Annotated in this window: 11 protein-coding genes; 10 read left to right on the forward strand and 1 reads right to left on the reverse strand. The window is 66.3% G+C overall.

All coding sequences use genetic code 11. From position 1 onward, the window contains the following. The first annotated feature begins 13 nt into the window (after positions 1-13). Both OXF11_01255 and OXF11_01260 read left to right on the forward strand, forming a co-directional pair. Entirely contained in the window at positions 14-1006 is a 993-nt protein-coding gene (locus OXF11_01255) for an ornithine cyclodeaminase family protein (GenBank protein MCY4485732.1), read from the forward strand. A gap of 32 nt (positions 1007-1038) precedes the next feature. After that, positions 1039-2526, forward strand: coding sequence for a chlorohydrolase family protein (locus OXF11_01260; protein ID MCY4485733.1), 1488 nt, complete (start codon positions 1039-1041; stop codon positions 2524-2526). Between the two features lie 159 nt (positions 2527-2685). Here the strand turns inward: OXF11_01260 and OXF11_01265 are convergent, their stop codons facing one another. After that, on the reverse strand, positions 2686-3561 hold the full coding sequence (locus OXF11_01265; protein MCY4485734.1) for a DMT family transporter: 876 nt from the start codon (positions 3559-3561) through the stop codon (positions 2686-2688). 183 nt (positions 3562-3744) lie between these two features. Between OXF11_01265 and pheA the strand changes: the two genes are divergently transcribed. The 8 genes from pheA (at position 3745) to OXF11_01305 (ending at position 12409) form a co-directional block, all read left to right on the forward strand. Then, positions 3745-4821, forward strand: coding sequence for a prephenate dehydratase (pheA, locus tag OXF11_01270; GenBank protein ID MCY4485735.1), 1077 nt, complete (start codon positions 3745-3747; stop codon positions 4819-4821). Beyond that, complete coding sequence (hisC, locus tag OXF11_01275) at positions 4818-5924, forward strand: histidinol-phosphate transaminase (protein MCY4485736.1); 1107 nt, start codon at positions 4818-4820, stop codon at positions 5922-5924. The genes pheA and hisC overlap by 4 nt, the downstream gene beginning before the upstream one ends. Further along, positions 5924-6778 carry a prephenate dehydrogenase/arogenate dehydrogenase family protein gene (locus OXF11_01280; protein MCY4485737.1) on the forward strand — a complete coding sequence of 285 codons (855 nt, stop codon included), beginning with the start codon at positions 5924-5926 and terminating at the stop codon, positions 6776-6778. The genes hisC and OXF11_01280 overlap by 1 nt, the downstream gene beginning before the upstream one ends. A gap of 2 nt (positions 6779-6780) precedes the next feature. After that, the gene (aroA, locus tag OXF11_01285; protein MCY4485738.1) at positions 6781-8058 is read left to right on the forward strand and encodes a 3-phosphoshikimate 1-carboxyvinyltransferase; all 1278 of its coding nucleotides are present in this window, start codon (positions 6781-6783) and stop codon (positions 8056-8058) included. Positions 8059-8123: 65 nt separating this feature from the next. After that, positions 8124-8807 (forward strand): (d)CMP kinase, encoded by a 684-nt coding sequence (gene cmk, locus OXF11_01290; protein MCY4485739.1) that lies wholly within the window; start codon positions 8124-8126, stop codon positions 8805-8807. Next, positions 8804-10606, forward strand: coding sequence for a 30S ribosomal protein S1 (locus OXF11_01295; protein ID MCY4485740.1), 1803 nt, complete (start codon positions 8804-8806; stop codon positions 10604-10606). Before cmk ends, OXF11_01295 begins: the two co-directional genes overlap by 4 nt. 30 nt (positions 10607-10636) lie before the next feature. After that, entirely contained in the window at positions 10637-10939 is a 303-nt protein-coding gene (locus tag OXF11_01300; GenBank protein MCY4485741.1) for an integration host factor subunit beta, read from the forward strand. Positions 10940-11011: 72 nt separating this feature from the next. Beyond that, entirely contained in the window at positions 11012-12409 is a 1398-nt protein-coding gene (locus OXF11_01305; GenBank protein MCY4485742.1) for a magnesium chelatase, read from the forward strand. Positions 12410-12419 lie beyond the last annotated feature (10 nt).

The raw sequence follows: 12419 nt of genomic DNA on the forward strand, positions 1-12419 counted from the left end.
ACGACGCGCAACCATGCTCTTTCTCACCGAAGAAGACGTTCTCAAGGCCATCGAGGGCCGCAATGCCTGCGGCGAGGCGGTCACGGTCATCGAGGAGGTGCTGCGCCAGCAGTCCGAGGGCAGCACGTTCCATCTCAAACGCCTGACCATGGAGCACCCGGATCATCCGGGACACCTGTGGCACAACATCCGCATCCTTCCGGGGATGGTGCCGGAGCTGGGCTACGCGGCGGTGCGGGTCTATTCGGGGTATCGCGGCACCAACCGCTCCGAGGTCATCTGCCTGTTCGACTGGAAGGAGATGGAGATGGTGGCCATCATCTCGGATTACCACCTGCACGCCATCCGCACCGCGTCGCCCTACGGCGTGGCGGCCAAGTATCTGTCGCGGACGGATGCGCATACCCTCGGGGTCATCGGCACCGGACGCTACGCCAAGGGCTTCGTGCAGGCGTGCTGCTCGGTGCGCGACATCCGGCGCATCAAGGCCTACAGCCGGAGCGCCGACAACCGGCGCCGTTTCCGTGAGGAGATGACGGCGGCGCTGGGCATCGAGGTGGAGACGGTGGAGTCGGGCCGGGAGGCCGTGCGCAACACGGACATCATGCTGCTGGCCACCTCGGGCAACACCGTCGTGTTCGAGGGAAGCTGGCTCGAGCCCGGCGCCCTGGTCATGTCGCTGGCTCCGGGCGAGTTCGACGAGGCCACGGTGGAAGGGTCGCGGGTGTTCCTCTCCGGCACGGACCAGGTGCTGGGCGACAAGCCCCCGCGCAAGCCGTTTCCGTCGTTGCTGGCGAGCGGGAAGTTCTCCAGGGACGACGTGGCGGCGGAGTTCTGCGACGTGGTCGCCGGCAAGGAGCCCGGGCGCCGGCGCGACGACGAGATCATCCTGTACGAGTCCCCGGGCATGGGCATCCTGGACGTCGGGGTCGCGAGCTGGATCTACGGACTGGCGCGGGAGAAGGGCCTCGGGACCGAATTGCCTTTCGGCGAAGAGGCGGGGTAGCGGGGATTCCCGCGCGGGGCACGGAGACGAACATGCGTACGTTGATTCGTGGCGGATGGATCGTTGGCCATGAGGACGGACACCATACGCTTTGGCGCGACGGGGTGGTGGTGTATGAGGACGGGCGCATCGTGCACGTGGGGGCGGGGTTTGACGGCACCGTGGACCGTGAGATCGACGCGCGCGGCATGGTGGTGGCGCCGGGGTTCATCGATATGCACGTCCACGGCGGCCACCGCGCGTCGCACCGTTTGATCACGGACACCGGCCGGCCGGATTACTTCGGCCAGCCGTTTTTGGAGATCAGCGTGCCGCGGGAAGGGACCCGGCCCGCGGGCGATCCGCGGTACACCCGGCCGGACCAGTCCGGCGCCGGCGAGGGCACGGACCTGCACGGCACCTTCACGGTGGCCGAGCTGCTGCGCAACGGCGTCACGACCTTCATGGAGATCGGCAGTCAGCTCCGTGTGCAGGAGGGGCTCCTCAAGGAAGTGGAACGGCTCGGAGCGCGCGCCTACCTGGGTCCCGGCTTCGATTCCGGCCGTTGGGTGGCGGACGGCCACGGCCGTCTCAAGCGGGTGGTGGACGAGGCCGCGGGGTGGCGCGAGTTCGAGGGCGCCGTGGACTTCATCAAGCGTGTGGAAGGCAGTTGCGGCGACCGCGTGCGCGGGATCCTGATTCCGCGGGAGGTCGAGACCTGCACGCTGGATCTCCTGCGCGCGACGCGGACGGCGGCGGACGATCTCAAGGTGCCGGTGTCGACCCACGCGGCCTACAACGTCATCGAGTTCTTCCAGCTCTTGATGGACCATCGGATGACGCCGGTGGAGATACTGGAGTCGGTCGGCCTCCTCGGACCCGACCTCACCATCGGACACGGGAACTTCGTCGCTGAGAACCCGCAGATGAACTATTCGGGCGGCCGGGACCTGGAGCTCATGGGGGGATACGGCGTTTCCATCTCCCACTGCCCGGTGAACATCGCGCGCCGGGGGCGCTGCCTCGACTCCTGGGAGCGCTATCGCAAGGCGGGGGTCAACATCGCTCTGGGAAGCGATACGTATCCGCGCGACTTCATGATGCAGATGCGCATCGCGTCCTACTTCGGGAAGGTCATCGGCCACAACCTGCGCGCCGCCACCGCCGCCGAGGTCTTCGAGGCCGCCACCCTGGGGGGCGCCCGGGCGCTCGGGCGCGACGACCTGGGACGGCTGGCGCCCGGCGCACGCGCCGACATCATCATCGTGGACATCTCGGGGCGGGGGACGTTGCGCTATGGCCCTGTCCGCGATCCCATCAAGAGCCTGGTGGAGTGCGGCATCGGTGACGATGTGCGCACGGTGATCGTGGACGGCGTGGTGCGGGTGGAGGAGGGCCGGATTCCGGGCGTGGACCTGGAAGCGTTGCGCCGCCAGGCCCAGGAGGCGGCGGAGTACGCCTGGGACCACCTGCGGGACTGGGATGCTCTCGGCCGCACCGCGGAGGAAATGAGCCCCTGGTCGTTTCCCCTCATGAAGTAAGGAGCCTATACCCCTCGCCACCCCTGGATTCCCGCTTGCGCGGGAATGACGACTCCGGGGGTTGGCGCCAATTCTTGTCCGGACGACGTTTTGACACAGCCTGCTTCGCGGGAATGACGTATTTCAACGGCGGCGGCTCCGTGCGTATTCTTCCGTTGGTCAACCGCTCCGGCGCTGCAGAACGATTCCCCCGATGATCAGGGCCAGCCCCGCCAGGGTGCTGGGGTAGACGGGCTCTCCCACCACCAACGCGATCACCAGCAGTGAGAGGAAGGGAGTGAGGTAGATCAGTTGTCCCACCTGAGCGGTGGTACGCGAGAGCTTCAGCGCCTGGAGCCAGGTGACGAAGGCGATGCCCATCTCGAAGGTGCCGATGTAGGCGGCGCCTGCCAGCCCCAGGGGCGCGGGTGTTTCCATGGCGCCCGAGAGCCACAGGAAGCCTCCCGAGAAACCGCATCCGAACACGAAGTTGATCAGCAGGCGCGTCACCGGATCGCGCCCGTCCTTGACCCCGTAGATCCAGTAGAACGTCCAGATGAGCGTGCTGCCCAGTGCCAGGGCCACGCCCCGCGGGTTGGCGAGGTCGAGGGCGAACAGATCGCCGCGGGTGGCGATGACGGCCACGCCGGAGAAGCTGATGCCCATGGCCAGGACCGCGCCGAGGCGGATGGGTTGCCCCAACAGGAGGATGGAGAAGAGCGCCAGCACCATGGGCCAGGTGAAGTTCAGCGTGAGCGCCTCCTGGGCGGGGAGAACGTCATAGGCGCGAAACAGCACGACGTAGTAGAGAAACGGATTCAGGAAACCCAGGACCAGGGAGGTGCGCAGGTCTCCCGGGCGCCACTCCCGGAGTTGTCCGAGGCGCCCGGTGGCGAGGGTGATGCACAGCAGCACGCCGGTGGAGACCAGCGAGGAGTAGAACACCAGGGCATCGGCGCCCACGTGACGCAGGGAGAGCTTGAACGCCGTCGCCACCGTGGACCAGCACAGCACCGTGGCGCCGGCGTAGAGATAGGCTTGGGTCTGTCGCTGCATGGAAGGTCGCCGCCCGCGACAACGGTAGCATGATTGCCGTTCGGCATCGACGAGCGTGAAGGAACGCGGGCAGGGCCTGAGCACGTCTACGCTGGCATGGTCGGTGCAGGCAGATTTGCAATTGCCCGGCTCTTGGGCTAACGTAGCGGTTTCCGTCCCGAATCCTTCCCCTCGAGGTTGTCATTGAGCCGCCGAGAATCGTTAGATGCCCTCCGGAAAAAGATCGACCGAGTTGATTCCAGGTTTGTAGCGCTTCTCAACGAGAGAGCATCCCTCGCCCTGAAGATCGGGCAGCACAAGGATCGGACCGGGGAACGCGTCTACGTGGCCAGCCGCGAACGCGAGGTGTACCGCCGGATCGCCGAAGCCAATCCCGGGCCGTTGCCGACGGCGTCGGTGCGCGCGGTGTTCCGCGAGGTGCTGTCCGCCTGCCGCGGTATCGAAGCGGAGATGAAGGTGGCCTTCTTCGGGCCCGAGGCGACCTTCACCCACATGGCGGCGCAGCGGCACTTCGGCAGCACCGTGCGCTACCGTCCCGAGCCCACCATCGCCGATGTCTTTCGCGAAGTCGGCGCCGGCAACGTGGACTACGGCGTGGTGCCGGTCGAGAACTCCACCGAGGGGGTGGTGACCCACACCCTGGACCTGCTCCAGGACGCGGACGCACAGATCTGCGGCGAGGTCAGCATCGACATCGAGCTGTGCCTCCTGTCGCGCTCGGGGCGCGCGGCCGACGTGCGCCGCATCCTGTCCCATTCCCATGCGCTGGGCCAGTGCCGACGCTGGCTGGGGGCGCACCACGCGGACGCCTCGGTCGAGGCGGTGGCGAGTACGGCCCAGGCGGCCAGGGAAGCGCGCGCGGACCGGCAGGTGGCGGCGGTGGCCAGCCGTCTGGCGGGCGACGTCTACGGCCTCAAGATCGTCCAGGCCAACATCGCGGACAATCATGACAACATGACGCGCTTCTTCGTCATCGGCGACGACCCGCCGTCGCCCACGGGGGAGGACAAGACCAGCATCGTGTTCGCGGCCAAGGACCGCGTCGGCGTCCTGCACGAAATGCTCGCGCCGTTCGCCGGACACGGCATCAACCTCACCAAGATCGAGTCCCGGCCCTCGCGCCAGAAAGCGTGGGAGTACGTCTTCTTCATCGATTTCAAGGGCCATCGGCAGGAGAAGCACGTTGAGAAGGCGTTGGAGCAACTTGCCCAAAGCTGTGTCTTCCTGAAGGTACTGGGATCGTATCCGCAAGGCCTATGAGCATCACCGACAAGGTCCCGGAGTACATCCGGCGCATCGTGCCCTACGTGCCCGGCAAGCCCATCGACGAGGTGGAGCGGGAGTACGGCATCCAGGGCTCGGCCAAGCTCGCCTCCAACGAGAACCCTCTGGGACCGTCGCCCAAGGCCCTGGCCGCCTTGCGGGAGCACCTGGAGGAACTGAACCTCTATCCCGACGGCGACTGTTTCCACCTGCGCCACGCCCTGGCGGCCAGGCTGGACGTGGCGCCGGAACGGCTCGTCTTCGGCAACGGATCCAACGAGCTGATCGACCTCGCGGTGCGGACGTTCCTGCGTCCGGGGGACGAGGCCCTGATGTCCCGCGGCAGCTTCGTGGCGTACGGCCTCGCGCTCGCCGCCATGGGCGCGTCGGTCCGGACCGTGCCGCTCAAGGACTACGGCTTCGACCTCGAAGGCATGGCACAAGCGCTGACGCCCGAGACGCGCTGCGTCTTCCTCGCCAATCCCAACAACCCCACGGGCACCGTCTACCGGCGGGCCGAGTGGGAGGCCTTTCTCGAACGCGTGGGACCCGATGTGCTGGTGGTGGCGGACGAGGCCTACTTCGAGTACGTCGACGACCCGGATTATCCGGACTCGTTGCACGATCACCGGGAGGACCGCTCGCTCCTGACCCTGCGGACTTTCTCCAAGGCCTACGGGTTGGCCGGGCTGCGCGTCGGCTACGGTATCGCCCATCCCGAGATCGTCGCCGTCATGAACCAGGTGCGGGAGCCCTTCAACGTCAATGCCGCGGCTCAGTGGGCGGCCGCCGCGGCGGTGAACGACGTCGAGCATCTGAGCCGCAGCATCGAAGTCAACCGGCAGGGACTGTTGTACCTGACCGAAGAGTTGACGTCCCGCGGCGTCGAGTGGGTGCCGAGCCAGGCCAACTTCATTCTGGTGCGCACCGGCGACCCGGCGCGCGTGTACGAGGAGTTGCTGCGCCGCGGCGTCATCGTGCGCCCCGTGGGTCCCGAGTTTCCCGACCACGTGCGCGTGACCGTGGGGACCGCGGACGAGAACCGGCGGTTCATCGAGGCTCTCTCGAAGATCCGGGCGGGGAACGGGGGCGCCGGCTGATGTTCCGCACCCTGGTGATCGCGGGCGTGGGGCTGATCGGCGGCTCGCTGGCGCTGGCCGCCAAGGAGCGCGGGCTGGTGGAGCGGGTCATGGGCTACGGCCGCAACGAGAAGACCCTGCGCCGGGCCAGGAAAATCGGCATCCTCGACGGCTACTTCCTGCAGGCCGGGAAGTTCCCCGAGGACGCGGATTTCCTGGTGCTCGCGACGCCGGTGAGCGCCATCGCGCCGTTGACCCGGTCGTTCCTGCCGCGGCTCGACTCGCGCTGTCTCATCAGCGACGTCGGCAGCGTCAAGCGCCGGGTGGTGGCGGACATGGAGCGGTTGCTCAAGGGCGGGCCTCCTTTCGTCGGCGCGCATCCCATCGCTGGCAGCGATCAGTGGGGCCCGGACGCGGCGAGGGCCGACCTCTTCGTCCGGCGCCGCTGCATCATCACGCCGACGCGGAAGAGCGATGCCGCGGCGGTGAAGAAGCTGCGCGCGTTCTGGCGCGGCGTCGGCTCGAAGGTGGAGTTGATGGAGGCCGCGCGCCACGACCGGATTCTGGGGGCGGTGAGCCATCTACCCCACGTCGCGGCGGCCGCGCTGGTGAACGTCCTGGAGCGTACCCGGATCGACTCGCTGGACTTGGCGGAGTACTGTGGCTCCGGGTTCAAGGACACCACGCGCATCGCCGCGGGGCGTCCGGAATTGTGGCGCGACATCTGTCTGCTCAACCGGGAGCCGGTGCTGAAGGGACTTCGGGAACTCGGCCGGGCCATCGATCGCTTCGCGGATTGCGTCGAGCGGAGCGACGGGCCGGGGTTGGAAAGGGAACTCGAACGGGCGCTGGAGACGCGCAAGAGGATCGCATAGGCATGGTACGGGTGGAACAGGCTTCGCGCCCGCTGCGGGGCGCATTGGAAGTGCCGGGGGACAAGTCCATCGGACATCGCGCGGTCATACTGGGCGCGGTGGCGGGGGGAGAGACGCGCATCCACAACATGTCGGCAGGCGCCGACAATTCCAGCACCGTGTCCGCTTTCCGGCGCATGGGAGTGGCTTTCCGGCGCGACGACGGCGTTCTGTGCATCGAGGGCCGGGGTTGGGACGGACTGCAGGCGCCCTCGGAAGCCATCGATTGCGGCAATTCCGGCACCACCATACGCCTGCTGGCGGGGGTGTTGGCGGGCCGGCCGTTCCCGACCATCCTGGACGGCGATGGCTCGTTGCGCACCCGTCCGATGAAGCGTGTGACGGAGCCGCTCGCGCGCATGGGAGCGCGGATGTCGGACCGTGAAGGATGCGCGCCGCTCGAGATCCACGGCGGTGCGCTTCAGGGCATCGAATACGCTTCGCCCGTGGCCAGCGCCCAGGTCAAGTCCGCGGTGCTGCTGGCGGGCCTGCAGGCCCGGGGCGAGACTCGTTTCCAGGAGCCTTACCGCTCCCGCGATCACAGCGAGATCATGATCCAGGGCTTCGGGGCCAAGCTGGAATGCGTCGGCGGCACGGTGGTCCTGCCGGGCGCGCAGGAGCTTTCGGGAACGCGCCTGACCGTGCCGGGAGACATCTCGTCGGCCGCGTTCCTGGCGGTGGCGGCCGCCACGGTCCCGGGTTCCGACGTGACCGTGCGCGGCGTGGGTTGCAACGCCACCCGCAGCGGCATCATCGAGGTGCTGCGCGCCATGGGCGCGGACATCGAGTTGACGGGGCGACGCGAGGAGGCGGGCGAGCCGGTGGCGGATATCCGGGTGCGCGGCGGAGCGCTCACGGGGACGGAGGTAGCGCCCGAGCTGGCTCCCCGGACCATCGACGAGTACCCGGTGCTGTTCGTCGCCGCGGCCCTGGCCGACGGACAGACGCTCTTCCGCGACGTGGGCGAACTGCGTTTCAAGGAATCCGACCGCATTGCCACCATGACCCGCGAGCTTTCCAAGATGGGCGCGCGGGTGGAAGTGCGCGGCGACGACGTCGCCATCGACGGAGGCACCTCCCTCAAGGCGGCTTCCGTGGAGAGTCACGGCGACCATCGCGTGGCCATGGCCCTGGCGGTGGCGGGCCTCTCCGCCGCGGGCGGGATAGGTCTGACGGGTGAGGATTGCGTGAAGGTTTCATTTCCCGGCTTCTTCGAGAGCCTGGAGCAGCTCCGTGGCTGAAGGGAAAATCGACGTTTGGGCGGCGGCGCACCGTTTGTGCCTGCTGCCGAGGGAGGTTAGGATAGTTGATCGTGGCCATCGACGGCCCGGCCGGCGCGGGTAAGAGTACGGTCGCAAAGGCCGTGGCGAAGCGTTTGGGGTACCGCTACATGGACACCGGGGCCATGTATCGGGCGCTGGCGTGGAAGGTCATGAGCCATGGGACGGATCCCGGCGACGAGGTGGCGTTGGGCAGGATCTTGCGGAACACCGCGGTGGACTTGGGCGCGGACGCGGACGCGCCGTCGGTGATGCTCGACGGTGTGGACGTGAGCGGCGCTATCCGCACCGCCGAGGTGGGACAGGTGGCGTCCAGGGTATCCGGCTTGGGCATCGTCCGCGAGCGCATGGCCGAGTTGCAGCGCGCCATGGGACGTGGCGGCGCGGTCGTGGCCGAAGGGCGCGATATGGGTACCGTGGTGTTCCCGGAGGCGGCGGTCAAGGTGTACCTGGACGCTTCCCCGGAAACGCGCGCGCGCCGGCGCTTCGGAGAGCTTGCCGGGAAGGAGCCGGACCTGACACTGGAGGAGACCCTGGCGGACGTGATGCGGCGGGACCGGCGCGACAAGGAGCGGGCCGTTGCGCCATTGCGCCGGGCGGACGACGCGGTGTTCATCGATTCGACTCTGTTGCCGGTGGAAGCGGTGGTGGAGCAGGTGCTGCAGGCAGTCAAGAAGAAATCCAATGAGAATGGGAGAATTGTTTCATGACGGAAGTCGAGGAGAACAAGAACGAGGAAACGTCGCAGGACGGCGAGGCTCTCGCGAGCCAGGAGACGGGGCAGGGCGAGGAGGCAATGCCAGCCGAGGATGACTTTCGGTCGATGTTCGAGGAGAGTATCCAGGCGGTGCAGCCGGGCGGGGTGGTGAGCGGCAAGATCGTCGACGTGAACCCCACTCACGTGGTGGTGGACGTGGGCTACAAGACCGAGGGCCGGATCCCCGTGCAGGAGTTCCAGGATCGCGAAGGTGCCTTGCAGGTGGCGGTGGGGGAGGACGTGGACGTGTTCTTCGAGTCCCCGGAAGGGGACCGGGGTGAGATCGTGCTCTCGCGTCAGAAGGCCGAGAGCATCAAGGTCTGGGACCGGATCGAGAAGGCCTACGAGCAGACCATACCCATCGAGGGAACCATCGTGGCGCGGGTCAAGGGTGGTTTCAAGGTGGACGTGGGGGTGGACGGCTTCCTTCCCGGCTCGCACGTGGACATTCGTCCGACGCGAAACCTGGACCAGTTCGTGGGCAAGCAGGACCGGTTCACGATACTCAAGTACAACCGCATGCGCGACAACGTGGTGGTGTCACGCAAGATGCTGCTCGAGCAGGAACGCGAGGTGCTCAAGAAGGAGACCCTGGCGGTCCTGGATGAGGGGGTGATCCTGGAAGGCGTCGTGAAGAACATCACGGACTACGGCGCGTTCGTGGACGTGGGAGGCATCGACGGCATCCTGCACATCACCGACATGTCTTGGGGCCGGGTCAACCACCCCAGCGACCTTCTCAGCATCGGGGAGACCATCCGGGTCGTGGTGCTCAAGTTCGACAAGGAGCGCGAGCGGATTTCCCTGGGAATGAAGCAGATCACTCCGGACCCCTGGGAAGCGGTGACGGCAGAGTATCCCGTGGACTCGAAGATCACCGGCAAGGTGGTGGGTCTGACCGACTACGGCGCCTTCGTGGAGCTGGAGAAGGGAGTCGAGGGTCTCATCCACGTGTCGGAGATGTCGTGGGCCAAGAAACTGTCGCATCCCTCCAAGGTGGTCCAGGTGGGCGAGACCGTGGAGGCCATGGTGCTGAACGTCGACCCTGGACGGCGCCGCATCTCGTTGGGGTTGCGCCAGGTGTTGCCGAACCCGTGGTTCCTGGCCAAGGAGAAGTATCCCGAGGGCAGCATCATCTCGGGGCCGGTACGGAACATCACCGACTTCGGCGTGTTCGTGGGTGTCGAGGAGGGCATCGACGGGTTGATCCACATCTCCGACCTCGACTGGACCAAGAAGATCAAACACCCCTCCGAACTCTACAAGAAGGGTGACATCGTGGAGGCCAAGGTACTCGGCGTCGACCCGCAGGTGGAGCGGTTTTCGCTGGGCGTCAAGCAGTTGACCATGGACCCCTGGGAGCGCGTGGTCAGCGAGCACCCCGTCGGAACCCGGATCCACGGCGCAATCGTCCGGGTGCTGGATTTCGGCGTGTTCGTGCGTATCGCCGAGGGGGTGGAAGGGCTGATCCACGTCTCGCAGCTCAGCACGGAGCATGTCGACAAGCCCTCGAGCCTGTATCAGGTAGGGGACGAGGTGGAGGCCGAGATCGTCAACATCGACATCCAGGAGCACAAGATCGGTCTCAGCATTCGTGCCCTCAAGCGGTCGGAGGAACGAGAGGAGCTCGAGACCTATCTCGAACGCGAGAAGGAGGCCGGCCGGTTCTCGTTCGAAACCATCCTGAACGAGGAGTTGAAGCTGGATCGCGAAGGCCGTGGAGGCCGCGGGCGGGAACGGAACAGACGATAGGCTTCGTGGGACACGCTTTCAGGGAACGGCATGACCAAGCGCGATCTCATCGAAGAGATTAACGACCGGTTTCCCCACCTGTCGCGTTTCGATGCGGAGGTGATCGTCAACACTGTCTTCGATTCCCTGATTACCGCCCTGCAACGGGAGGAGAGGATCGAGATTCGCGGCTTCGGCAGTTTCGTGGTGAAGCACCGCCGGGCTCGGGACGGCCGTAACCCGAAGACGGGAGAGGTCGTCTCCGTGTCGTCCAAGAGAGTACCCTTCTTCAAGGTCGGCAAGGAGTTGCGGCTGCGGGTCAACCAGAGCGCCGACATCGAGGGCGGCGGCTAGCACGCGCGCAGGCGCCCGCGCACTCTTACGGAAACAGACAACAGGACCTACGTATTGGCAGGAGGTAACGGAGTGGATTCCATCAACACCCTCGGCGAATTGAAACGCAGCGGTATGCCCGTGCGCACGGTGCGCGACGAGATGCGCCACAATCTCACGGAGATTCTCAAGTCGGGGCAGCGCCTCCTGCCGGGTATCGTGGGTTATGAAGAGACCGTCATTCCGGAGATCGAGAACGCGATCCTGGCGGGCCACCACATGGTCTTTCTTGGGGAGCGCGGCCAGGCGAAGTCGCGCATCATCCGTGGCCTGACGCAGTTGCTGGACGAGAAGATTCCCAGGGTCAAGAGTTGCGAAATCAACTGCGACCCATTCAATGTCATCTGCGCGCCGTGCCGCCGGCGCCTGGCGGAGCAGGGCGACGACCTGGAGGTGGAGTGGATCGGCCGGGATCTGCGCTACGGCGAGAAGCTGGCGACGCCGGACGTGTCCATCGCCGACCTCATCGGCGAGATCGATCCCATCAAGGTAGCGGAAGGGCGTTACCTGGCCGACGAGGAAACCATCCACTACGGCCTGGTGCCGCGCACCAACCGGGGCGTCTTCGCCGTGAACGAGTTGCCGGACCTGACGGAGAAGGTCCAGGTGGGCCTGTTCAACCTCATGGAAGAGAAGGACGTCCAGATCAAGGGCTACAAGATCCGCATGCCTCTGGACGTGGTCATCGTCGCCAGCGCCAACCCCGAGGACTACACCAGCCGCGGGCGCATCATCACGCCCTTGAAGGACCGTTTCGACGTTCAGATCCGCACTCACTATCCGCGCCAGGTCGAGCACGAGATCGACATCATGGAGCAGGAATCGGCGCCCCTGGATGATCGCAGCCACCAGGTGGTGATCCCGGACTTCATGAAGGAGGTCCTGGGCCACCTCACCTTCGAGGCGCGCAACTCCAGCGAGATCAACCAGTCGTCGGGCGTGAGCGTGCGCGTCAGCATCAACAACTACGAGAGCATGGTGAGCAACGCCGAGAAGCGTGCCCTGCGGGCGGGCGAGAACGCCATCGTGCCGCGGGTGAGCGACCTCCACGCGGTGCTTCCTTCCACCTGCGGCAAGATCGAGGTGGAGTACGTGGGCGAGGAGAAGAACGAGGAGGAACTCATCGAGCGTCTGCTCAACCGGGCCATCCTCAAGACCTTCGACAGCCGCTTCGACGTCAACGCGCTCCAGGAAATCATCGAGTACTTCAACACGGGCTGGGGCGTGGAGGTCTCCGACGACATGCGCTCCGAGGACTACCTCGAGGGCATCAAGGCGATCCCGGGGCTGGAGGAGGCCATTCGCTCGTTGGGTGACATCGACTCGCCCGGTCTCCTGGCCTCGGCCACGGAGCTGGTGCTGGAGGGCCTGCACCTGCATCAGAAGCTCAACAAGGAGGCCGCGGGAGGTCGCATTACGTACGGGAAGTGATGACGACCGC

The organism is Deltaproteobacteria bacterium, from assembly GCA_026712905.1.
Taxonomy (GTDB): Bacteria; Desulfobacterota; Binatia; order UBA9968; family JAJDTQ01; genus JAJDTQ01.